The 24056-nt window shown below is 67.0% G+C and carries 19 protein-coding genes; 6 read left to right on the top strand and 13 right to left on the bottom strand.

Features of this window, described 5'->3' with window-relative positions; genetic code table 11:
- Nucleotides 1–13: 13 nt before the first annotated feature.
- From IV112_RS01920 to IV112_RS01890, 7 genes are all read right to left on the bottom strand, one after another.
- Nucleotides 14–2191, bottom strand: coding sequence for a 3'-5' exonuclease (locus tag IV112_RS01920; protein ID WP_304000750.1), 2178 nt, complete (start codon nt 2189–2191; stop codon nt 14–16).
- Complete coding sequence (locus tag IV112_RS01915) at nt 2188–2553, bottom strand: response regulator transcription factor (RefSeq protein WP_019916328.1); 366 nt, start codon at nt 2551–2553, stop codon at nt 2188–2190. The genes IV112_RS01920 and IV112_RS01915 overlap by 4 nt, the downstream gene beginning before the upstream one ends.
- Nucleotides 2550–5348, bottom strand: a complete 2799-nt coding sequence (locus IV112_RS01910; RefSeq protein ID WP_304000748.1) for a sensor histidine kinase — start codon at nt 5346–5348, stop codon at nt 2550–2552. The genes IV112_RS01915 and IV112_RS01910 overlap by 4 nt, the downstream gene beginning before the upstream one ends.
- Before the next feature lie 2 nt (nt 5349–5350).
- A complete protein-coding gene (locus tag IV112_RS01905) occupies nt 5351–5548 on the bottom strand; it encodes a hypothetical protein (protein WP_019916326.1) in 198 nt (65 codons plus the stop codon).
- 11 nt (nt 5549–5559) lie between these two features.
- Nucleotides 5560–5913, bottom strand: coding sequence for a hypothetical protein (locus IV112_RS01900; RefSeq protein WP_304000745.1), 354 nt, complete (start codon nt 5911–5913; stop codon nt 5560–5562).
- A 148-nt stretch (nt 5914–6061) separates the two neighbouring features.
- Nucleotides 6062–7867 carry a sodium:solute symporter family protein gene (locus IV112_RS01895; RefSeq protein ID WP_020166206.1) on the bottom strand — a complete coding sequence of 602 codons (1806 nt, stop codon included), beginning with the start codon at nt 7865–7867 and terminating at the stop codon, nt 6062–6064.
- Between the two features lie 4 nt (nt 7868–7871).
- Nucleotides 7872–8126, bottom strand: coding sequence for a DUF4212 domain-containing protein (locus IV112_RS01890; protein WP_296813644.1), 255 nt, complete (start codon nt 8124–8126; stop codon nt 7872–7874).
- Between the two features lie 443 nt (nt 8127–8569).
- On the opposite strand from IV112_RS01890, the gene fabI reads away from it, so the two are divergent.
- The 3 genes from fabI to IV112_RS01875 are packed head-to-tail and all read left to right on the top strand — an operon-like array spanning nt 8570 to nt 12010.
- Entirely contained in the window at nt 8570–9343 is a 774-nt protein-coding gene (fabI, locus tag IV112_RS01885; protein WP_304000744.1) for an enoyl-ACP reductase FabI, read from the top strand.
- Between the two features lie 24 nt (nt 9344–9367).
- On the top strand, nt 9368–10810 hold the full coding sequence (locus IV112_RS01880) for a bifunctional enoyl-CoA hydratase/phosphate acetyltransferase (protein WP_304000743.1): 1443 nt from the start codon (nt 9368–9370) through the stop codon (nt 10808–10810).
- Between the two features lie 15 nt (nt 10811–10825).
- Complete coding sequence (locus IV112_RS01875) at nt 10826–12010, top strand: acetate/propionate family kinase (RefSeq protein ID WP_304000742.1); 1185 nt, start codon at nt 10826–10828, stop codon at nt 12008–12010.
- 80 nt (nt 12011–12090) lie between these two features.
- Here IV112_RS01875 and IV112_RS01870 read toward each other — a convergent pair whose 3' ends face one another.
- Entirely contained in the window at nt 12091–12912 is an 822-nt protein-coding gene (locus tag IV112_RS01870; protein WP_304000740.1) for a formate/nitrite transporter family protein, read from the bottom strand.
- 297 nt (nt 12913–13209) lie between these two features.
- On the opposite strand from IV112_RS01870, the gene IV112_RS01865 reads away from it, so the two are divergent.
- Nucleotides 13210–13629, top strand: a complete 420-nt coding sequence (locus IV112_RS01865; RefSeq protein ID WP_304000739.1) for a GlcG/HbpS family heme-binding protein — start codon at nt 13210–13212, stop codon at nt 13627–13629.
- Between the two features lie 37 nt (nt 13630–13666).
- Here IV112_RS01865 and IV112_RS01860 read toward each other — a convergent pair whose 3' ends face one another.
- A complete protein-coding gene (locus IV112_RS01860; RefSeq protein ID WP_304000738.1) occupies nt 13667–15898 on the bottom strand; it encodes an AsmA family protein in 2232 nt (743 codons plus the stop codon).
- Between the two features lie 297 nt (nt 15899–16195).
- Between IV112_RS01860 and mscL the strand changes: the two genes are divergently transcribed.
- Entirely contained in the window at nt 16196–16624 is a 429-nt protein-coding gene (mscL, locus tag IV112_RS01855) for a large conductance mechanosensitive channel protein MscL (RefSeq protein WP_304000737.1), read from the top strand.
- A gap of 62 nt (nt 16625–16686) precedes the next feature.
- Here mscL and IV112_RS01850 read toward each other — a convergent pair whose 3' ends face one another.
- The 3 genes from IV112_RS01850 to dnaE all read right to left on the bottom strand — a co-directional run bounded on the left by IV112_RS01850 (nt 16687) and on the right by dnaE (nt 21626).
- Nucleotides 16687–17415 carry a response regulator transcription factor gene (locus tag IV112_RS01850; RefSeq protein ID WP_232416092.1) on the bottom strand — a complete coding sequence of 243 codons (729 nt, stop codon included), beginning with the start codon at nt 17413–17415 and terminating at the stop codon, nt 16687–16689.
- Between the two features lie 127 nt (nt 17416–17542).
- Entirely contained in the window at nt 17543–18028 is a 486-nt protein-coding gene (locus tag IV112_RS01845; RefSeq protein ID WP_304000736.1) for a WbuC family cupin fold metalloprotein, read from the bottom strand.
- 79 nt (nt 18029–18107) lie between these two features.
- The gene (gene dnaE / locus IV112_RS01840) at nt 18108–21626 is read right to left on the bottom strand and encodes a DNA polymerase III subunit alpha (RefSeq protein ID WP_304000735.1); all 3519 of its coding nucleotides are present in this window, start codon (nt 21624–21626) and stop codon (nt 18108–18110) included.
- A gap of 86 nt (nt 21627–21712) precedes the next feature.
- Between dnaE and IV112_RS01835 the strand changes: the two genes are divergently transcribed.
- On the top strand, nt 21713–23458 hold the full coding sequence (locus tag IV112_RS01835; protein WP_304000734.1) for a pyrroloquinoline quinone-dependent dehydrogenase: 1746 nt from the start codon (nt 21713–21715) through the stop codon (nt 23456–23458).
- On the opposite strand, the gene IV112_RS01830 is transcribed toward IV112_RS01835, so the two are convergent.
- Nucleotides 23455–23994 (bottom strand): GNAT family N-acetyltransferase, encoded by a 540-nt coding sequence (locus IV112_RS01830; protein ID WP_304000733.1) that lies wholly within the window; start codon nt 23992–23994, stop codon nt 23455–23457. The two genes, IV112_RS01835 and IV112_RS01830, sit on opposite strands and share 4 nt — an antisense overlap.
- Nucleotides 23995–24056 lie beyond the last annotated feature (62 nt).

Genomic DNA, 24056 nt, shown 5'->3' with positions numbered 1-24056 from the left:
CGCCCCGCCACGCTCAGTACTTGATCCGCGCGTAATACGTTTCCTGCGCCGCCTCCATCGCCTGCCCCAGCGTGTGGATGCCCTTCTCGGCGAGCAGCGGTATCAGCTTCAGGAAGACCTCGGCGGTGACGATGGCGTCACCGAGCGCGGTGTGGCGGCCGATCACGGTGATGTTGAAGCGTTCGGCGATGGCCTCCAGCCGGTGCGACGCCTGGTTCGGGTGCACCAGCGCCGACAGCAGCAGCGTGTCGAGCACCGGCTGCTCGAAGCGCACGCCGGTGCGCGCCTCCTTCAGCTGCAGGAAACGCATGTCGAAGGCGGCGTTGTGCGCAACCAGCACGGTGTCCTGGGCGAAGGTGTGGAAGGCAGGCAGCACGCGGTCTATCGTCGGCTGGCCGGCCACCATGTCGGGCGTGATGCCGTGGATGGGGATCGATGCCGCCGGAATGCCGCGCTGCGGATCGACCAGCTGTTCGAAACTTTCCTGCCGCAGCAGCTTGCCGTTGACCACGCGGGCGGCGCCGATCTGGATGATTTCGTCGCCCTCGCCCGGGTTCAGGCCGGTGGTTTCGGTGTCGAACACGGTGTAGGCCAGTTCGGTCAGCGGCCGGTCGGCCAGTTCGCGGCTGGATTCGGTGGCGCGGAACAGGTCGAAGTCGTAGTACTCGGGGCGGCTGCCCTGCGGCACGAAGGTCGCGACGTCGAGCTGTTCGCGCTCGCTGGCCAGCGGCAGCAGGAAGCGGAAGAAGGCGCGGTGGCGCACCCGCTCGCGCTCCAGCCAGAACTCGCCGCCGTGCCGTTCGACCACGTCGCGCACCGACAGCGGCGAGCGCTCGCCGCCGGCCGTCATCGCGTCCATCTGCCAGCTCATGACGGTTTCGGTGCTCATGGTCTGACCCTGCCAGATCAGGTCGAGGTGGGCGCGGTTGTCCTGCGGCGCGGCGACCAGTCTGAGCATGACGACGCGGATGTCGTACTCGTCGGCCAGCCGCTCGGCCAGATAGGCCAGCGCCTGCAGCAGCGAAAAGCTGTCGACCTTGAGCCACAGCGTGGCGTCGATGTCGTCCGGCTGCACGCGCGGGCCCTTCACCGCCTCGATGCGGCGCGTGGCCGCCGACAGCAGATCGGCACCCAGCATGTCCTCCAGCGGCCAGCGCGCCTTCAGGCCGCGCGTCGCTTCGTCGGCCAGATCGCGGATGCGCCGGCTCATCGCGCCCACCTCGTCGCGGATGACGCCGTGGAAGCGCTCGCGCATCGCCGGTTCGAGGTCGGGGTAGTCCAGCATGTCGATCGCCGCCTGCATGTTGGCGAGCGAGGCGCGGCTGCCTTCGGTCAGCCCGAGCAGCAGGCGATCGCGCTCCGAATCCTCCTCGAAGTCGCGCGTGATGTTGTCCAGCATCAGCACGAAGCCGCTGATCGCACTGTCGCCGTCGTCGCCGCTGCGCACCGGCGTCATCTGCGCGCGCAGCAGCTGGCCGGCGCGCGTGGTGGTGACGAACTGCGCCGACGGGCTGGCGACGCCGCGCTGCATGCGCTGGCCGATGTTCTCCAGCGCGTGGGCGACCAGCTTGCGGTCGAACACGGTGTAGATCGAGCGGCCGAGGCCGATCAGTTCGGCGCCGTCGGCCAGACGCGGGGCGTCGGACAGCGCACGGAACTGCAGCCGCGCGCGGTTGTTGTAGAGCAGGATGCGACCGTCCAGATTGCACACGACGACCGACTGCGTCAGTTCCGACATCAGCGCGGCGAGCCGGCTGCGTTCCTGTTCGACGTTGCGGCTAGCGGCGCGCACCTGTTCGGCGATGTCGGCGCGCAGCCGCGCGCGCTGTTCTACAAAGCCGGCGATGACGTCGGCCAGCGCGCGGTTCTCGACGTCGCCCTGCGGCGTCAGTGCGCGCTCGGCATCGGTGCCGAGCACGATGCGCGCCTCGTCCACCAGCCGCGCCGGCGCGACGATGTAGCGGCGGTACAGCTGGTTCAGCCCGGCGGCGGCCAGCATCAGCACGAACAGCAGCGTCATCAGCGCCAGCGGCATGCGCCCGCCGAGCAGCGACAGCACAGTGTCGCGTTCGCTGGCGTCCAGCGTGGACAGCAGCAGCAGACAGGTCACCACCGCCCACAGCAGCAGCAGACCAGACAGTGCCGCCAGCACTTGCCAGAAGCGGCGATCGGGGCGGCGGTTTGGATTCATCCGAGCATCTCGCGCACCTTCTGCACCAGTTCCCGCGTGGAGAAGGGTTTGGTCATGTAGGCGTCGGCGCCGAGCGCGAGACCCTTGGCGACGTCGGTGTCGCGCCCCTTGGCCGTCAGCATCAGGATGCGCACGCCGCGCAGCGCGTCGTCGGCACGCACTTCCTGACACACCTCGAAGCCGCTCTTGCCGGGCATCATCACGTCGAGCAGCACCAGTTCGGGCTGCTGTTCGCGGATGGCAGCCAGCGCTTCGACGCCGTCGCGCGCCACGCTGACGTCGAAGCCTTCGCGCTTCATCAGGAATTCGAGAGAGACGAGGATGTTCGGCTCGTCGTCGGCAATCAGTATCTTGCTGCTCACTGGGGAGCTCCTCCTTGCTGTCCGCCCTGCACGGGGTTTGCGGTCGGATTGTCGGGTGCCTGACGGCCCTCTTGTATCTGCCACGGTAGATGGAAGGCGAAGCAGGCGCCTTGGCCTGCATCAGATTCCAGCCACATTCTGCCGCCGAAATGCTCGACGATCTGTCGGCTGATCGGCAGGCCGAGTCCGGTGCCCTGCGGCCGGTTCACCCCGTCGCCGCCCTGGCGGAATTTCTCGAACACCAGCGCGTGCTCGGCCACCGGCACGCCGGGGCCGTTGTCGCGCACTTCGACCGTGATACCGCTGTCGTCGCTGCGCATGCGCACATGGATGCGTCCGCTGCCGCGCGGTACGAACTTGGCGGCGTTGGACAGCAGGTTCAGCAGCACCTGGGTGAGCCGATCGGGGTCGGCGCGCAGCGTCGCCACGGCGGACGGTGCGTCCAGCGTCACGTCGGCACCGCGCTCGCGGAACACCTCGTGCGTCGTTTCGATCGCCTTCAACACCAGCGCCCGCAGATCGACATCGGCGGTGTGCCATTCGGCGTGGCCGGATTCGATCTTGGCCATGTCCAGCACCTGGTTCACCAGGCGGCTCAGGCGCTCGGTCTCGGCCACGACGATGCCGAGGAAGTGCTGGCGCTGCGCACTGTCCATCTGCGGGTCGTCCACCATCAGCTCGGACAGCGCGCGGATCGAGGTGAGCGGCGTGCGCAGTTCGTGCGTGACCGAGGACATGAAATCGTCCTTCAACCGGTCCAGGCTCTTCAGCTGCTCGTTGGCGGCGCGCAGTTCGGCGGTGGCGCGCTCCAGCGACTGCGACTTCTCCTCCAGCGCGTGCGAATAGGCGCGCAGCTGCGACGCTTCGTCGAGGATGCGCATCACGTCGTCGAGGTCCAGCGCCTCCTCCTCCACCACCGACGCCACCATCACGCGTGCCGACGCGCTGCCGATGGCGCCAGCAAGCTGGGTTTCGACGAACTGCACCAGACGTGCATCCGGCTTGATCTCGTCCACGCCGGCTACACCGCTGGCGGCGGCGTAGTCCTCGAACAGCTTCTGCGCGCGCGCCGCACCCAGAAAGCGCGCGACCAGCGGCAACAGGTCGGCCACCTGCGCACGCCCGCGCCAAAACACCGGCCGGCTGCCTTCGGTCCGTTCGAACACATCGACGAACAGCAGCGCCTGGCTGGTTTCCGCCGCCGACGGCGTGCGCCACAGCGACACGCCGACATAGGCGCCAATATTGGCGAGCAGGCTCCAGAACAGCGAATGCGTCAGGTTGTCGAGGCCGGCCAGGCCGAACAGCTGTTCCGGCTTCAGCAACTCGATGCCCCACGGACCGTGCGCGATGAAGGCGGCATCCATCCAGCCGGACTTGGCGATGGACGGCAGCATCAGCGTCCATGCCCACAGCGCGAAACCGGCGCTGAGCCCGGCGAGCGCGCCACCGCGGGTGCCGCCCTTCCAGTACATGCCGCCGAGCGCGGCCGGCGCGAACTGCGCCACCGCGGCGAAGCTGATCAGGCCGATGCTCACCAGTGCGTAGGCCTCGCCGGCGACGTGGAAGTAGATGTAGCCGAGCAGCATGACGCCGACGATGGCTGCGCGCCGGATGCCGAGCAGGATGCCGGTGAGGTCACCGGCGGCGCGGGCGCCGAAGCGGCGGGTACGCAGCAGCAGCGGCATCACCAGGTCGTTGCACACCATGGTCGACACCGCGATGGTTTCGACGATGACCATGCCGGTCGCCGCCGACAGCCCGCCGATGAAGGCGAACAGTGCCAGCGCGTGCCAGCCGCGGTCGAGTGGCAGCGACAGCACGAAGCTTTCCGCATTCATGTTGCCAGCGCCGAAGTGCAGCAGGCCGCCGAGCGCGATCGGCAGCACGAACACATTGATCAGCAGCAGGTAGAGCGGAAACACCCACACGGCGCGGCGCAGGTGGCGCTCGTTCACGTTCTCGACCACCATCACCTGGAACTGGCGCGGCAGGAACACGACCGACAGCATCGACAGCACGGTCAGCGCGAACCACTGTTCGTAGGCGAAGGGGCGGCCCTGCTGCTCCAGACCGAGCAGCGGCGCGAGGTCCGGGTTGTCGAGTGCGCGCCCGAACAGGTCGGCCGGGCCGTCGAACAGCGACCAGCACACGAAGCTGCCGACGGCGATGAAGGCGATCAGCTTCACCACCGATTCGAAGGCGATGGCCGCCACCATGCCCTCGTGACGTTCGGTGGTGTCGAGGTGGCGGGTACCGAACACCATGGTGAAACCGGCCAGCGCGAGCGCGACGTAGAGCGTGCTGTCGCGCCACCAGTCGGACGGGCTGCCGACCGCCTCGCCCGGCACCGTGGTCATCACCGCGTAGCCGCTTGCGATGGCCTTCAGCTGCAGCGCGATATACGGAACGATGCCGACCACGGTGATCAGTGTCACCAGTCCGGCCAGCGTCGGGCTCTTGCCGTAGCGACTGGCAACGAAGTCGGCGATCGACGTGATGCGGTAGCTGCGCGCGATGCGGATCATCTTGCGCACCACCATCCAGGCCAGAATCATCGCCAGCGTGGGGCCGAGATAGATGGGCAGGAACCACACGCCTGAGGTCGACGCGCGGCCGACGCTGCCGAAATAGGTCCACGCGGTGCAGTAGACCGCCATCGAGGCGGCATACACCCAGGCGTTGTCGATGACCGAGCGCCCCTGTTGCGCGCGATGGTCGCCGTACCAGGCGACCGCGAACAGCAGCAGCAGGTAGGCGAAGGACGCACCGACCAGCAGCGGCGCGGACAGCACAGCTAGCGCTCCGTGCGCTCGATCACCAGCGCGAGCAGCGCGATCAGCGCGCCCCACACCAGGAACAGCGCGGTCGGGAACAAGGGCAGACCGAACAGCAGCGCGTGCCGGTCCCACAGTGCCAGCAGCGGGAAGTTGAACAGCAGCAGGGCCGCGGCGAACAGCCCGATCAGCCGCTGCGAGCGGATCGGCGTGTTCATCGCCGTGCGGCTCAGGCGGCCTTCTTGGTCGCGTTCATATGGGCGTGCCGGCCCAGCGCGAAACTGGTGAAGAACTTGCACCAGATCGTCGTGCCGGCGATGGCGCTCCACTGTTCATAACTCAGCGTGCCGGTGACAACGCCGCCGATGACGAACAGGATGACGATGCCGCCGATGCCGTTGATCGTCAGCTCATACGGCGCCCAGCGGGCTGCGTCGGGCGGCGGTTCGCCGCGCTTGAGCGCGACCTCTGAAAAATCCCGCTTGACCAGGATGCGCCAGCAGCGGCGCAGCCAGAAGAAAGCGATCGGGAACAGCGCGAGAAAAAGTATCCACGTCATTGCGACGCCGATGTCGAACACCATGCTGTGTCTCCTCCCCCGCCTCTGCCGCGCGCAACGGCACGACGGGTGTATCAGTGAAAAGGCCCCGCCAGAACGGCTGGCAGGGCCTCTCATTAAACCACCGGCGCGGCAGGGCCGCGACGGTGTCCTGCTCGGCTTCGGCCGGAACTCAGTGAGCGCCGTCCACCACCTTCGAACCGCGCGGGATGCGCACGGATTCGACCATGTGCTGGATGTGCTCCGGCGGCTCCTTGGTCACCTTATCGACCAGGAAGGCGACGATGAAGTTCACCAGCGCACCGACCGCACCGAAGGCTTCCGGCGTGATGCCGAAGAAGGAGTTCGCGCCACCGATCATGTCGACGAAGTCCGTGCCCTTGATGAAGAAGATGCCCTTGTGCGCGAACACGTAGAACAGCGTGACCGCGAGACCCGCCAGCATGCCGGCGATGGCGCCTTCCTTGTTCATCTTCTTCGAGAAGATGCCCATCATGATGGCCGGGAACAGCGACGATGCCGCGATACCGAAGGCCAGCGCCACGGTACCTGCCGCGAAGCCCGGCGGGTTCAGGCCGAGATAGCCCGAAATCACGATGGCCACCGCCATGGCGATCTTGCCCGCCAGCAGCTCGCCCTTCTCGCTGATGTTCGGGTTGAACACGCCCTTGACCAGGTCATGCGACACGGCGGACGAAATCGCCATCAGCAGACCGGCAGCGGTCGACAGTGCGGCAGCCAGACCACCGGCAGCCACCAGCGCGATTACCCAGTTCGGCAGCAGCGCGATTTCCGGGTTGGCCAGCACGATGATGTCGGCGTTCACCGTCAGCTCGTTGCCCTTCCAGCCCGCGGCTTCGGCCTTGGCCTTGGCTTCGTCGCTCTTGGTCTTGTCGTCGTAGTACTGGATGCGGCCGTCGCCGTTCTTGTCTTCCCACTTCAGAAGACCGGTCTTTTCCCAGCGCTTCATCCAGTCCGGACGGTCTTCGTTCTTGATGCTGGACTCGACGGCGTACAGGTCGCCGTTGGTCTTCACCGCGGTGTTGACCGTGCCGTGCAGGTTCATCTTGGCCATCGCGGCCACGGCCGGAGCGGTCGTGTAGAGGATGGCGATGAACACCAGCGCCCAGCCAGCCGACGAACGTGCGTCCTTGACCGTCGGAACGGTGAAGAAGCGCATGATCACGTGCGGCAGACCGGCGGTACCGATCATCAGCGACAGCGTGTAGACGAACATGTTGAGCGTCGAGCCCGCCGTGGTCGTCGTGTACTTGCCGAAGCCCAGTTCGGTCACGACCTGGTCGAGCTTGGCCAGCAGCGACACGTCGGTGCCGCTCAGCGTGCTGCCCAGACCCAGTTGCGGGAGCGGGTTGCCGGTGAACTGCAGCGAAATGAAGATGGCCGGGATGGTGTAGGCCAGGATGAGCACGATGTACTGCGCCACCTGGGTGTAGGTGATGCCCTTCATGCCGCCGAACACCGCATACAGGAACACGATGGCCTGGCCAACGTAGATGCCGGTGTCGCTGGACACGTTCAGGAAGCGCGAGAACGCCACACCGACGCCGGTCATCTGACCGATGATGTAGGTGGTCGACGCGGTCAGCAGGCAGATCACCGCCACGGTCGACGCCGACTTCGAGTAGAAGCGGTCGCCGATGAACTGCGGCACGGTGAACTTGCCGAACTTGCGCAGGTACGGTGCCAGCAGCATGGCCAGCAGCACGTATCCGCCGGTCCAGCCCATCAGGAACAGGCCGCCGCCGTAACCCATGTTGGAAATCAGGCCGGCCATCGAGATGAAGGACGCAGCCGACATCCAGTCGGCGGCGGTTGCCATGCCGTTGGTGATCGGATGCACGCTGCCGCCGGCGGCATAGAACTCGCTGGTCGAACCGGCACGCGCCCAGATGGCGATGCCGATGTAGAGCGCGAAGCTCAGACCGACAACGATGTAGATGGTTGTTTGAAGGTCCATGTGATCAATCCTCGTGAACGTCGAACTGGCGGTCGATGTCACCCATCTTCTTCGCGTAGTAGAAGATCAGCGCGATGAAGATGTAGATCGAACCCTGTTGGGCAAACCAGAAGCCGAGCGGATAGCCGCCGAGCTTGATGCCGTTGAGCGCATCGGCAAACAGGATGCCTGCGCCGAACGAGACTGCGAACCAGATGATCAGGATCCTGGTCAGCAGTCCCAGCGTGGCTTTCCAGTAGCCTTGGCTGTTACTGTCCATGGGTACTCCTCCTCCTGTGTTTATGAACAACCCGGTTTATCCAGCCTGCCGGGGGGTACCCGACAGCCCCGCACCCGGGCGCCTTGAGTGCAGCGTGGCGGATGCTAGGGAGCGAACCTTACGGCAAGCTTATAAACGCACCGCCCGCAGTCGCTTATTTTTTGTGCACCGCAACCTGCGAGCCGCGTCGGCGCTGGGTTCCGCGCCACCCCTCGAATACGCCCCGGAATACGCACGTCATCAAGGCAGCTCTCTGCCCTTCAGGCAGGCCGCCGTTGTCGATGCGACGACGCGACGGCGACCGTGCGGCAGCAAAGAGGTCCGGCGTGCCGACGGAAGGACCGCGCGCGCACTTGTCCGAAGTCATGTGCAGTGCAACAGGAACTCCGTAAGATTCGACGCGTAGTGTTTACCCGTCCATCCGAACCGATTCCGGCAACGTCATGACCGCTTACACCCCTCCGCTGTCCGGCAAGAAAGGCCTCGTCGTCGGTCTTGCCAACGATCGCAGCATCGCCTGGGGCTGCGCGCAGACCGCTCGCGCCCAGGGCGCCGATCTGGTGCTGTCCTGCCTCAACGACAAGGCGGCGCGCTACGTTGCGCCGCTGGCCGATCAACTCGCCTCGCCGCTGTTCACCTGCGACGTGGAGAAGGACGGCGACCTGGAGGCACTGGTCGCCGCCGCGGTCGCCCATCTGGGCCGGCTCGATTTCGTCATCCACTCGATCGCCTGGGCGCCGCTGGAAGACCTGCACGGCCGCGTGATCGACAGCTCGAGCGCCGGCTTCGCCCGGGCGATGGACATTTCCTGCCACAGCTTCGCCGCACTGGCTCGTCTGTGTGCACCGCACATGGGCGCCGGCGGCAGCCTGGTCACGATGTCCTATCTCGGCGCCGACGAGGCGGTGCCGAACTACGGCCTGATGGGACCGGTCAAGGCCGCACTGGAATCGATGGTGCGTTACATGGCGATGGAACTCGGCCCCGCCGGCATCCGCGTGCATGCGGTGTCGCCCGGCCCGATCCTGACGCGCGCAGCCTCCGGCATCGCGTCCTTCGACGCACTGATGGACAGCGCTGTTCGCAAGTCGCCGCTGGGCCGCCTGGTCACGCTGGACGAGATCGCCGGGCTGACCGCCTTCTTGTGCTCGGACGCCGCCTCCGGCATGACCGGGCAGACCCTCTACGTCGACGCCGGCTATCACGCCGTCGACTGAACCGCCACCAGACAGGACTCCCGCATGGACACCTCACCGCACGACATGCACGGCACCGAGTGGATCGAGAACATCACCTACGACGAACTGACGATAGGCCAGAGCGCCCGCCTGCTGCGCACGCTGACGCTGGCCGACATCCAGGCTTTCGCCGCGGTGTCCGGCGACACTAACCCGGCCCACATGAACCCGGCATACGCCGAGGAAACGCTGTTCCACGGCGTAATCGCGCACGGCATGTGGGGCGGCGCGCTGATCTCGGCACTGCTCGGCACGCAATTCCCGGGGCCGGGCACCATCTACCTGGAACAGGTGCTGCATTTCACCAAGCCGGTGCGCATCGGCGACACGCTGGCGGTGACGGCCACCGTCATCAGCAAGAACGACGCGAAGAAGTGGGTCGAACTGGATTGCCAGGTGGTGAACCAGAAAGGCGACCGTGTGCTGCATGGCACCGCCCGCGTGCTGGCGCCAACGCAGAAGGTGCGGCTGGAGCACGTACGCGCGCCGCAGATCCGGCTGTTCGATCCGGAAGCGCGCTTCCGCGAACTGCTGGCGCTGGGCGACGGCATTCCGCCGGTACGCTGCGGCGTGGTGCACCCGTGCGACGTCGAGTCGCTGAGCGGCGCGATGGATTCGGCTCGCCACGGCCTGATCATTCCGGTGCTGATCGGGCCGGAAGCTCGCATCCGCCATCTCGCAGCCGAAGCAGGCATCGACCTGAATGCCGCCGAAATCGTCGGCGTACCCCACAGCCACGCGGCCGCCGACAAGGCCGCCGACATGGCGGCCGCCGGCGAGGTCGACATCCTGATGAAGGGCAGCCTGCACACCGACGAGATGATTCATGCCGTGCTGTCCCGTCCGGCGCTGCGCACCGGGCGTCGCATGTCGCACGTGTTCCGCTTCGATGTGCCGCTGTACAGCAAGCCATTGCTGATCACCGACGCCGCGCTGAACATCCGGCCGACGCTGATCGAGAAGGTCGACATCGTGCAGAACGCGATCGACTTCGCGCGCATCCTCGGCGTGAAGCAGCCCAAGGTCGCCGTGCTGTCGGCGGTCGAGACGGTCAATCCGAACATCCCGTCGACGCTCGATGCCGCCGCGCTGTGCAAGATGGCGGATCGCGGCCAGATCACCGGCGGTCTGCTCGACGGTCCACTGGCTTTCGACAACGCCATCTCCGCACGCGCCGCACAGGTGAAGCACATCCAGTCGCCGGTCGCCGGCGACGCCGACATTCTCGCGGTGCCGGATCTGGAAAGCGGCAACATGCTGGCCAAGCAACTGGAATACCTCGGTGGCGCCAGCGGTTCGGGCCTGGTGCTCGGCGCCCGTGTGCCGATCGCGCTGACCAGCCGCGCCGACGGCCCGATGACGCGCGTCGCCTCGGCGCTGCTGGCACTGCTCGCCGCCCACAACGCGCGCCGCGACCACCCGCGCGAAGCGTGGTCTCAGCACTGAGCCGGATACACATCGATGGCCATCCTGTCCGTCAACGCGGGCTCGTCCACGCTGAAGTTCTCCATCCACCCGCTGCGTGACGGCGAGGTGCAGGCCAGCCTGCTCACCGGCAGCATCCAGGGGCTGGAACCCGGCGGCACGCCGGACATGGGCTGGACACTGAACGGTCGCCGCGGCCGGCGTTCGCTTGAAGCCAGCGACGCGCCCTTCACCGCCGCACTGGCCGGGCTACGCGAACTGCTGGACAGCGAAACCGGCGTGCCGGCCATCGAAGCGGTGTCGCATCGCGTCGTACATGGCGGTCGCGATTTCTGCGACAGCGTCATCGTCACCGACGACATCCTCGCCCGCCTGAGCCGGCTCGATTCACTGGCGCCGCTGCACCAGCCGCACAATGTCGCCGGCATCCGCGCTTTCCGCGAGGCCTTCCCGGCGCTGCCGCAGATCGCCTGCTTCGACACCGCCTTCCACGCCGGGCTGCCGGAAGTGGCCAGCCGCTTCGCGCTGCCGCGCGCACTGCACGACGAAGGCGTGCGCCGCTACGGCTTTCACGGCCTGTCCTACCAGTACATCATGGGTGCGCTGCAGCGGCATTCGCCGCGCGCCAACGGCCGCGTGCTGATGGCCCATCTCGGCAACGGTGCCAGTCTGTGCGCCGCCCTCGATGGCCGCAGCCAGGCCACCACCATGGGCTTCTCGGCGCTGGACGGCCTGATGATGGGCACACGCAGCGGCACGCTCGATGCCGGCGTACTGCTCTATCTGATGGAACAGGGCTGGGACCACGACCGGCTGCAGACACTGCTGTACCGGCAGAGCGGCCTGCTCGGCGTGTCCGGCATCTCGGCCGACATGCGCCGGCTGCGCGCCGACGCCGGCGCCGCGGCGCGCGAGGCGGTCGAGCTGTTCACCTACCGCGTCGTGCGGGAGGCCGGCGCGATGGCCGCGTGCATCGGTGGTCTCGACCTCATCGCCTTCAGCGGCGGCATCGGCGAACACGACGCGACCCTGCGGGCCGACGTGTGCGCCGCGCTCGCGTGGATGGGCGTGCGCGTGGACGGTGGACGCAACGCCGCGGCCACCGGCGACGCGGTACAGCGCATCGACAGCGACGACAGCGGCATCGAAGTGTGGGTCGTGCCGACCGACGAAGGCCGCGTCGCCGCGCAGGCGGCCGCCGCCCTGATCGCGGCCCGCTGACTCAAGAAAACGCTGGGCCGCTCCCGAGTTTTCTTGCCCCCCTCGGGGGGCCTGACGCGAAGCGGCAGGTCTGGGGGCGCTCAGCCGCGCTGCCGGAAGGTGACGTAGTAGACGCCGGCCACCAGGATGCTGCCGCCGACGATATTGCCCAGCGTGGCGGCCAGCAGATTGGACAGCATGCCGACGAGGGTCAGGCCCGACAGGTCGACGCCCGCGGGTACAACGCCACCGGCATGCAGCAGCATGCCCATCGGAATGAAATACATATTGGCGATGCAGTGCTCGAAACCGGCGGCGACGAAGGCCGACACCGGAAAGATGATGGCCAGCACCTTGTCGGTCACGCTGCGCCCCGCGGTGGCCAGCCACACGGCGAGGCAGACCAGCGCATTGCACAGGACGCCCTTCATGAACACGGTGGTGAAGGAACTGGCGGTCTTGCCAGCCGCCACCTTCACATAGGCTTCGGCCACCGCGCCGCCATTCATGTCGGTATGGTGCGACAGCATCACCAGCGCCACCATGCCCAGCGCACCGACCGCGTTCGTCACATAGACGATGGCCCAGTTGCGCGCCAGCAGGCTGAACGGAATGCGCCCCTCGGCCCAGGCCATCACCAGGAAGTTGTTGCCGGTGAACAGTTCGGCACCCGCCACCGCCACCAGTATCAGCCCGAGCGAGAAAGCCAGCCCGCCGAGCACCCGGGTCAGCGCGAAGCCGAGCGACGCATCGCTGGCGACCAGCGTGAAATAGAGCGCGCCGAAGCTGATGAAGGCGCCGGCCAGGATGCCCAGCATGGCCATCGTGCGCAGCGGCAGATTGGCCTTGACGACGCCGATGTTCTCGACCTTTTCCGCGATCTCCTTCGGCGAGTACAGATCGATACCCAGATTACTGGCCATGCGGATGCTCCTCTCTGTTGTTCTCTGTGCGTTCTGACCCGTCTCCTCCGGGCAGCCGACAGTGTAGGATGTGGTCCTTGCTGCCGGTAGAGCCGGCAGTCGCGGACAGCCCGTCTGTACCGCGAGCGGAACACCCTCCAGCCGAATCAGCCTGACGCACAGTGCGCGCGAACAACCTTCCGCGCCTGCGCCCCGCCGGACCACCCGTCACGGCCAAGCGTCGCCGGGGAATCGCAGTACCGCGTGCGCACGCACCGGGATTCCTCGTCAGCCCAAGAACCTGACGGAGACAACCGAATGAGAACCCGCCTCACCCTCACGCTCGACGACGCGAAGCAGATCGCCGCCGCCGCCGAGGCCGAAGCACTGAAACGCAACTGGCCGGTCACCATTGCCATCGTCGACGACGGCGGCAACCTGATGTGGCTGCAGCGCCTCGACGGCGCGCCGCCCATGAGCACCCAGATCGCCCCCGAGAAGGCCCGCACCTGCGCACTGGCGCGCAAGCCCAGCAAGGCGATCGAGGACGTCGTGAACAGCGGCCGTCTGGCGGCGCTGCGCATGCCGGTACTGCCGCTGGAAGGCGGCGAAATGATCATCGTCGATGGGGAATGCGTCGGCGGCGTCGGCGTATCCGGCGTCAAGTCGAGCGAGGACGCCATCGTCGCCCGCGCCGGCATCGCCGCCATCGGCGCGAGCTGGGAAATTCCGCTCTGACCGTCGCGCGCTGACCGGCCGGCCTCACGGCCGGGCGTCAGCGCCCGAGCAGGCCCTTCAGCTTGTCGCCGACCTGCTGCTGGACCTTTTCCTTCGCTTTTTCCTGCAGCTTCTGCGTCTGTTCCTCGACCTTGGCGCGCGCGGCGTCCTTGACCAGGTCGCCGAATTCGATCTTGTAGTCCAGGCTGGCGAACGGGCCGTACAGGCGCACCGGCACGGTGACGCCCCTGAGGTCGGCCGCCGCCTTGCCGTCCTGACCCTTGCTGGTCGCCGCAAGCGTCACCTTCGCAAGGTAGTCGAGACTGGACTTCGGCAGGTCGATGGCGCCGGCGCCGGCCAGGCGGAGGAAGGGCGAGCTGGCCGCCAGATCGTCGTTGCGCGCGATGCCGTCCTTGATGCGGAAGCTGGCGCTCATTTCCGAGAAATCGGTCTTTTCAGTCGCGTTCGCCTTCTGCGCCGCCGCTGCGCCACCGCCCAGCGCTGCCTTCGCCTCGCGCAGGCTTTTCGCCAGATTGATGCCACGGATCGCGCCGTCGCGCAGCTTCAGCGAGGCGCTGCCGTCAAGCGCCTTCTTCAGCGCGCCGACCGTGCCGCCGGCCGTCACCAGGTCGAGCGACACGTTGCCGCGGCCTTCCAGCAGGTCCTTGTCCGCCGCGTCCTTGAGCAGCGGATGGATGTCGATATCGGCCAGGGTCTGCTTCAACGCAATCCGGTTGCCCTCCGCGTTCAGGCTCAGCGCGCCGCTGGCGGTGCCGCGGTAGAGCGCGGCCGACAGCGGGGCGACATCGACCTTGCCATTGGCGGCCTTCACGTTCAGCCGCACATTCGTCATCCGCACGCCGGACACCTGCAGTTCGCCCACCTTGACGCTGCCGCTGGCGTTGAGGCCGCGCAGCGCCGACAGGTCGACCGGCGTGTCGTCCGCATTGCCGGCAGGCTTGGCGTCCGCCTTCGCTGGCGGCAGGTAGCGGTCGACATTGAGGCGATCGATGTCGACGTCGAAATTCAGCGCCAGCGGATCGAACCGGGTGGCACCGAGCTTCAGCTTGATCTGGCTGTCGTCGAGCCGGGTGGCGAGGTCGAGTGCCGCGGTCTGCTTGCCGACGTCGGCCTGCAGCGCGCCCTTGACCGGCAGCTTCACCGTCTTCATCGGCAGCGCCGGGTGGGCAACATCGACGGTGCCGTCCAGCGCCGGCAGATCGATGACCGGGCCATCGATACGCACGTTCAGCGGCGTCTGCAGCGAAGCCTTGACGGTGGCGTCGTCCATGCGCGCATCGACGTTCAGCACCAGGCCACTGGCCCTGATCTCCTCAGCGCTGCCCTCGAGCCCCTTGAACTGAAGCGCCAGATCCGCGGCGCGCGCCTTCGATTCGAGCCGCGCGCTGAAGCTGACATCGCCGCCGCGCAGTGCTCCGTCCGCCAGCTGAACCGCTGGCGCCGACAGCTTGGCGCTCAGCGCCTCGCCATCGCGGGTCGCCACGGCGTCGAGCTGCAGCTTCTGCAGTTCCAGCTGCCCTTCGCCCACCAGCGCGATGCGTGAGGCACCCAGCGTCGCTTTCAGCGCCTGCAGATCGAGCGCTTCGCCATCGACCCTCGCGCTCAGATCGTCGAGCGCATAGCGCTGGGCCGGCAGATCGTAGTCGTAGGTGGCGGCCAGCACGATGCGGCTGTCGATGGCCGGCTGCGTGGACTTCAGGTGCGCCGCCAGATCGAGTTTGCCGCGCGCGGCATTCGCCAGCTTGCCGAGCGACAGTTCGATCTCTTCCAGCTGGTGCGCGGCGCCCGAGGCCTCGTCGCGGAAGGCCAGCGCCGAACGCGACAGCTTCAGCCCGGCGACGTCGAACCTGACCGGCGAACTGTCGTCGCTGTCGTCGGACAGCAGGTCGCTGAAGTTGAAGCTGCCGTCCTTGTGCCGCGTGATCTGGATGTAGGCACCTTCGATGCGGATCTCGTCCACCACCAGTGAGCCCGACAACAGCGGCATCACCGCGACCGACACGCGCGCCGCGTCGACCTGAGCGAAACGTTCGGCACTGCTGTGCTCGGACAGCGTGGTGCGACCCAGACGGAGACCGAGATTGGGGTAGAAGGACAGATCGACATCACCCTCGATGTCCAGCGTGCGCTGCTTCTGCTCCTGCACGACGCGCTTCAGTTCGTCCTTGAGCTTTGCCGCATCGAAGGTGATGGCGACGTAGAGCACGACGGCGGCCAGCAGCGCTGCAATACCGCCCAGCGCGAATGCTGCGTATTTCAGTACTTTCATGCCTTCTCCATGCGAAACAGGCGGACCGGGGTCGCCGACCTCCGGCCACGCCGCGCCGCGCGCCGCCGGGCGGGCGCACTTCAGGACATGGCAGGCAAATCAGGTAACGACGAACCGCGGCGCGCGATGGCGACCGTTCAGGGTGACAGCGCCCGACCGGACACTCGATGAGCACGATGGTCCGCGAGCGTAACAGAGAAGCCTGCGCGCCGGCCGGGGCGCAGCGCACACAGTCGCCTGTGCTATCTTCGCGCTCGCTGCACAGGTCAGACATCCCCACCGAAAGAGGAGAACCGCATGAGCTTCGTGTCCGAATTCAAAGCCTTCGCCATGAAGGGCAATGTGGTCGACCTGGCGGTCGGCGTCATCATCGGCGCAGCCTTCGGCAAAATCGTCGACTCCGTCGTCGGCGACCTGATCATGCCCATCGTCGGCGCGCTGTTCGGTGGCCTCGATTTCAGTCAGTTCTTCATCGTGCTGAAGGACATCCCGCCGGGCGTGCCGGAAACGCTGGCCGACCTGAAGAAGGCTGGCGTGCCGGTGTTCGCGTGGGGCAGCTTCCTCACCGTCGCGCTGAACTTCGTCATCCTCGCCTTCATCATCTTCATCATGGTGAAACAGATCAACCGGCTGAAGCGCGAAGAGCCTGCTGCACCGGAGGCACCGGCCGAGCCGCCGGAAGAAGTCGTGCTGCTGCGCCAGATCCGCGATTCACTGCAGAAGTAATCGGCGGTCGTGGAAAAGAAAAAGGAGCCGCGAGGCTCCTTTTTCATTGGTGGACCGACATCTCAGGCAGCCGGCTGTTCTTCCGCCCGCTTGCCGTCGTCGGCCACGCGTTCCAGTCGATAACCGTAGTTGTAGGTGGAGGCGAGGCGGTAGCCGTTCTCCGGCCGCAGCGCGAGCTTCGAGCGCACGCGCGACATGTGGGTGTCTACGGTGCGCGTCGGCACGTCGCCCTTGCGGCCCCACAGCGATTCGAGCAGGTGGCCGCGCGACACCAGGCGGCCGACGTTGCGGAACAGGAAGACGGCCAGTTCGAACTCGCGCTCGGTCAGGTCTATCACCTCGCCGTTGAGGCGGGCGGTGTGCGAATTCATGTCGAACTGGTAGGGCGCGGCATCGATCACCGGCTGGTCGGCCGGCGGGCGGCTGCGCCGCAGTACGGCTTCGATGCGGGTGAGCAGTTCCATGCGTCGCGCCGGCTTGACGATGTAGTCGTCGGCGCCCGCGGCCAGCGCGGTCACGATGTCGTTCTCGTCCTGCCGGGCGGTGACGAAGATGACCGGGGTCGTCAGCCCGCGCTCGTTGCGCAGCCAGCGCAGCACGTCGGCGCCTGGCAGATCGGGCAGCTCCCAGTCGATCAGCAGCAGGTCATAACTTTCCCGCACGGCTTCTCGCATCAGGTCGCGAGAGCGCATGAAGGTGTGGATGTCATGGCCGGCGGCACGCAGCCAGCTGCCAAGGATTTCGACCTGTACCGGGTCGTCTTCGAGCAATGCTATTCGGGCGGTCTGCACGGCGATTCTGTATCCGTAGGAAATAACCGGTTCAGAAAGCGTTCACGGCACGCGCAACGCGGACTGAAGGGTGACTGTGTAATTTCGTGACCTCCGGCCTGTAAGGCAGTATGCCCCAGTGAGCGGGTCAGCGCATCCGTTCGCCATCGAACAGACCCTGCATCCAGTCCAGCCAGCGCCGCGCCGGCTCACCGTCGGCCGGTGCCCAGGGCGCGAATTCGGCCTCGGTCAGCGCACGGTAGGGGCCCGCTTTCGCCTCGAACATGACAGAGCCGGGTTCGAGGGCCACCAGACTGTGAAACTGACCGTGCGCGATATCGACGCCGAAGCGCTCGCCACCGGGTGCCAGCACGCAGGTTTCCTGCACTGCACCGCTGTCGTCGAAAAGGATGCACCCCAATCGACCCTTCACGCAGAGGATGGTTTCATCCTTCAGCGGATCGAGATGTCGGTGGGGTCTGACATAGCTGTCGGGTTCGATGGCATTGAGCAGGCGGTGCGCCGGATGATCGTCGTGCGGATGGAAGTTGCGGTTCATCCGTCGGCGCGGGCTGCGCTGCGCCTCGGCAACCACCGCGTCGAGCAGCGCCCGGTCGAGCCAGCGCGCGCTCATGCCACACCCCTCCGGTCACTGCGTGACCACCTCCCCGCGGGAGGGTGAGCGCCCTCTTCGGGCGGCCGGGCGAGGGCGCTCATGCGTACGCCACCGATACCGCGTCGGCCGGCAGCCAGTCGCGCAGACCGTCGAACAGCGCGTCGTCGAGCCTGACCCGCCAGGGATCGCCGAAATCGAGCGGCGCGACGGCGTCGTTGCTGCGGTAGTGCAGGCGGACCGCGCAGCCGCTTTCGGTGCGGAATGGTTCGAGCAGACTGCGCAGCCGGGCACAGGCGGCGTGCGCACCGAGCGTGGCCACTTCGCCGTTCAGCTTCAGTTCGAGCCGGCGCGCGAAGCGGGCGCGTGCCTCGCCGGCACTGAGCAGGCTGTCGGCGACGACGCGCATCGAGTTCGAATACTCATCGAACTGCGCCCGGCCCTCGACTACCAGCACTTCGTCCTCGCGCAGCTTGTTGCGCGACGCTTCGTACAGTTCGTTGAACACCGACACCTCGATCTGCGCCGTGCCGTCGTCGAGCGCGACGAAGGCCATCTTGCCGCGACGCGTCATCTGCACGCGCGAACTGACGACCAAGCCGGCGACCACGGTCGGATCGCGCGACGATTCGAGCTGGGCCAGCTTGCGCCGGGCGAAGCGCGAGAACTCCTGTGCGTAGCTGTTATAGGGATGGCCGGACAGGTAGAAACCGAGCGCCTGCTTCTCGTTGGCCAGCTTTTCGCGCTCGCTCCACGGCTTGACCTGCACATACTCCGGCGCGCGCGCGCCGGTGCCGCTGGGGGCGTCGTCGAACAGGCCGCCCTGGTGCGCGTTGGCCGCCGCCTGTTCGGCCGCCTCCATCGCCAGCGCGACGCTGCTCATCAGCGTGTTGCGGTCGTGCGGCGTGCCGGCGATCGTCGCGTCAAAGGCGCCGGCGCGGATCAGCGCCTCGATGGTGCGGCGGTTCACCATGCGGCGGTCGACGCGCAGGCAGAAATCGAAAATGTCCTTGAACGGCCCGCCCGATTTGCGGGCTTCAAGGATGCAGTTCACCGCCTGCTCGCCGGTGCCCTTGACCGCGCCGAGGCCGTAGCGGATTTCGCTGCGCGACACCGGCACGAAACGGTATTCGGACTCGTTGACGTCCGGCGGCAGGATGGTGAGCCGGTTCTTCTTCGCGTCGAGGTAGAAGATGTTCACCGTGTCGGTGTTGTCCATGTCGGACGACAGCGACGCGGCCATGAAGGCGGCGCAGTGGTGGGCCTTCAGCCAGGCGGTGTGGTAGGTGACGACGGCATAGGCGGCGGTGTGCGACTTGTTGAAGCCGTATTCCGCGAACTTGGTCATCAGGTCGAACAGCTGTTCGGCCAACGCCGGGTCGTAGCCCTTCTCCTTCGCACCGGCGGCGATGGTTTCGCGGTGCTTGGCCATCTCCTCCGGCTTCTTCTTGCCCATCGCCCGGCGCAGCATGTCCGCACCACCGAGCGTGTAGCCGCCGATGATCTGCGAAATCTGCATCACCTGTTCCTGGTACACGATGACGCCATAGGTCGGCGACAGGCAGGCTTCCAGGTCCGGGTGGAAATAGTCGATCGCCTGCTGACCCTTCTTGCGCAGGATGAAGTCATCCACCATGCCCGAGCCGAGCGGGCCCGGCCGGTAGAGCGCCAGCACGGCGATGATGTCCTCGAAACGGTCCGGCGCCAGCTTGCCGAGCAGCTTCTTCATGCCCTCCGATTCAAGCTGGAAGATGGCGGTCGTGTTGGCGTCCTTCAGGATCTGGTAAGCGGCCGGATCGGTGAAGGGCAGGCTCAGCAGGTCCGGCCTGTTGCCAGTCATGCGCTCGATGTAGTCGACCGCCAGTTCGATAATCGTCAGGTTGCGCAGACCGAGAAAATCGAACTTCACCAGGCCGATGGCTTCGACGTCGTCTTTGTCGAACTGGCTCACCGGCGAGGCGTCGTCGCCGTCCTGCTGGTAGAGCGGGCAGAAGTCGGTGAGCTTGCCCGGCGCGATCAGCACGCCGCCGGCGTGCATGCCGACGCCGCGGGTCAGGCCTTCCAGCGGTTCAGCCAGGCGCAGCAGCTCCCGCACTTCCTCCTCGGCCTGTTCGCGCTCGGCCAGCTGCGGCGCCTGTTCGCGCGCCTCGGCCAGCGACAGCGGCTTGTTCTGCACCACCGGGATCAGCTTGGACAGCTGGTCGCAGAAGTTGTAACCCATGTCGAGCACGCGGCCGACGTCGCGGATGACCGCACGCGACGCCATCGTGCCGTAGGTGGCAATCTGGCTCACCGCGTCGGCGCCGTACTTCTGGCGCACGTACTCGATCACCTTCCAGCGGTTGTCCTGGCAGAAGTCCACGTCGAAGTCGGGCATGGACACCCGCTCCGGATTCAGGAAGCGCTCGAACAGCAGCGCGTAGGCCAGCGGGTCGAGGTCGGTGATGCCGAGCGAGTAGGCGACCAGCGAGCCGGCGCCCGATCCCCGACCGGGGCCGACCGGCACGCCGTTCTTCTTCGCCCAGTTGATGAAGTCGGCCACGATGAGGAAGTAGCCGGGGAAGCCCATCTGGATGATGGTGTCGCATTCGAACTTGAGCCGCGCCTCGTACTCCGGCCGCTTCTGCTCGCGCACCGTCTCGTCCGGGTAGAGCTGGGCCAGACGCTTCTCCAGGCCCGCTTTCGCCTCGGCGATCATGAACTCGTCGATGGTCATGCCGGGCGGCGTCGGGAACTGCGGCAGGTAGTTCTTGCCCAGCGTCAGCGTCAGGTTGCAGCGGCGCGCCAGTTCGACCGCGTTGTGCAAGGCTTCGGGAATGTCGGCGAACAGCGCGGCCATTTCAGCCGAGGTCTTGAAGTACTGCTGTTCGGTGAAATCGCGCGGCCGGCGCTTGTCGCTCAGTACATAGCCCTGGGCGATGCAGACGCGCGCCTCGTGCGCCTTGAAGTCGTCCGGCGACATGAACTGCACCGGGTGGGTGGCCACGACCGGGATGTCCATTTCCGACGCCAGCGCGCAGGCGTCGGCGATATAGGTTTCGGTGTTCGGGTGGCCGGCGCGCTGCAGCTCGATGTGGAAGTCGCCGTCGAACAGCCGCAGCCATTCAGCCGCCGCGCGGCGTGCCGAATCCATATTGCCGGCCAGCAGCGCCATGCCAACGTCGCCCAGCATGCCGCCGGACAACGCGATCAGACCGGCCGTGCCCTCGGCATCGCGCTCCAGCCACTCGCGGCGCAGCTCGGCGCGGCCGCGGTACTTGTTTTCCAGGTAGGCACGGGTGAGCAGCCGGCACAAGGTGCCGTAGCCCTCGCGGTTGCGCGCCAGCAGCAGCAGGCGATGCGGCTTGTCGCGCTCGGCGTCGTTGCTGACATAGACATCGACCGCACAGATCGGCTTCACGCCCTTGCCGCGCGCCGCCTTGTACAGCTTGACCAGGCCGAACACGTTGGCGAGATCGGAAATGGCGATCGCCGGCATGCCATCCTTCGCAGCAGCCTTGACCGCCGCATCGACGGTGACGATGCCATCGACCACCGAGTACTCGCTGTGGATGCGCAGGTGGACGAAAGGTGTGGGGGCCTCGGCGGCCGGGGAGAGGGTGGTGCTGTCGGAGCTCATCCGGCGATTTTACTCGGCCACGCCGAACGTAACGACTGCAGGGGCGACTGCGCTAGCATCGTCGCTTTCCGTCACCGCCGGACACCATGCGCCGCCACCTCCTGCCCCTCGTACTGCTCGCGCTCGCCCTGCCCGCCGCCGCACAGAAGGACCGCGACTGGCCCACCTTCGGCCTGGACCATGCCAACACGCGGCTGGCCGACGTGCCGGCAATCACGCCGAAGACGGTGAAGAAGCTGGTGCCGAAGTGGATCTACCAGAGCGGTGTCGCGGCAACCTTCCAGGCGACACCCATCGTCACCGGCGGCCGCATGTATGTGTCGCTGCCCGGTTCGCACGTTGTCGCGCTGGATGCGCGTACCGGCGCCGAGCTGTGGCGTTACACGCACCGGAAGCGCACCGACAAGCTGTGCTGTGGCCCGGCCAACCGCGGCGTCGCGGTGGACGACGGCCGCGTGTTCGTCGCCACCGTCGATGCGCGCCTGGTGGCGCTCGATGCCGTCACCGGCAAACCGGCCTGGGACATCGAACTGGCACGGCCGGACAGCGCACTGACCGAAAGCGGCGAAGGCATCAAGGGCGAAGTCGGCGGCGGCTCCGGGGTGGGCGCGGCCGCGGCGCCGCTGGTGGTGGACGGCAAGGTGATCGTCGGCATCAACGGCGTCGGCTATGGCCTGCACATCGATGCCCAAGGCCGCGCCGGCCAGCTGGCCGCCGTCGTGGGCATCGCCGGCAAGTACGGCGGCATCGGCTTCCTCGCCGCCTTCGACGCGAAAACCGGCAGGCGCGTGTGGCAGTTCGACACCGTGCGCAAGCCGGCGGAGGGCGGCTGGGAGGGCGCTTTCGTCGAGCGCACCGCCGACGGCCTGCCGCTGAACCGCAATATTGCCGAGGAACGCGCCAATGCCGGCAAGTACGCCGACGCCTGGGAATACGGCGGCGGCTCGGTATGGAACGCGCCGGCCTACGACGCGAATAGCGGCCTGCTCTACTTCGGCACCGGCAATCCGAGCCCGCAGATCAACGACAGCACTCGCCCGGGTGACAATCTGTACACCGCCTCGCTGGTCGCCATCGACGCGAAGACCGGCCGCCACGCCTGGCACTTCCAGCAGATTCCGCACGACAAGTGGGGCTACGACGTGGCCAGTCCGCCGGTACTGTTCGACCATCGCGAGCCGGACGGGCGCGTCGTGCCGGCGGTCGGCCAGGCGTCCAAGCTGGGCTGGTTCTACGTGCACGATCGCGCCACCGGCGCCCTGCTCTACAAGTCCGACGCCTTCGTGCCACAGGACAACCTGTTCGCCGCCGCCAGCCGCGAAGGCACGCGCATCACGCCGGGCGTGGCGGGCGGCGTGAACTGGTCACCTGCCGCGCTGGACACACAACGCGGTCTGGCCTTCGTCGCCGCGATGCACATGCCCATGCGCTACTGGATCAAGGAAAGTGCGGCCACCGCCGACAAGCCGGCGCAGCGCTATGACAGCATGGAACCGGCGGACGAGGCGCAATGGGGCGTGCTGGCGGCGATCGACCTGAAGAAGCGCGGCAAGCTGAAGTGGACGGTGAAGACCGATCAGCCACTGATCGGCGGCGTGCTGGCGCTGAAGTCCGGCGTCGTGTTCACCGGCGAGGGCGACGGCCATCTGTCGGCCTTCGACAGCCTCTCGGGCAAGCGGCTGTGGCGCTTCCAGACCGGCGCCGGCGTCAATGCGCCGCCGATCGCCTACGTGCTCGACGGCAAGCCCTACGTCGCGGTGGCCGCTGGCGGCAGCGCGATCTGGGGCTACCGCCAGGGCGATGCGGTCGTCGTGTTCGGGCTGCCCGACTAAAGGTCGTCCACGGCCTTCAGCAGGCGGCGCAACGCCGGCGGGTCGAGCCGCATCACGTACTCCAGCCCGTCGACCTCGTCGATGAAGGAGGCGATGCGACGGAAGCCGGTACTGGCCAGCAAGGAGCACGAGGCGAGATTGTCCGGCCGCACCGAGGCGATGAAACGCGGCACGCCCTGATCGAGATGTGCCCAGCGCAGCAGCGCGATCAGCGCCTCGCGCCCGAGGCCGCGGCGGCGGTGCGGCGGATAGATGGTGTAGCCGGTCTCGACGCCGTCCGGCGCGTAGGGCAGCAGGTATTCCGGCGCCGGCCGCGTATGGAAACCAGCGTGACCGATCATTTCACCGCTGTCGCGCAAGGCGATGGCGCGCACCGACCACGGCGCGTATTCCGGGTCAGACCTCAGGTCGGCCAGGCGCAGTGCGGCCAGATCGGCTTCGGCGAGCCAGTCCTCGGCGACCGTCAGACCGATCAGCCCGGACAGATCCCGCACACCGCAACCCTCTGCAGACGCCTGCAGGAAGTCGGCGCTCATCGGTCGCAGCAACAGACGAGGGGTCAGGATATCCACGGGGCGGAAAGCATCGGTCATTACGG

Source organism: Methyloversatilis discipulorum, from assembly GCF_018780585.1.
Classification (GTDB): domain Bacteria; phylum Pseudomonadota; class Gammaproteobacteria; order Burkholderiales; family Rhodocyclaceae; genus Methyloversatilis; species Methyloversatilis discipulorum_B.
This window is presented reverse-complemented; position numbering and strand designations above follow the sequence as displayed.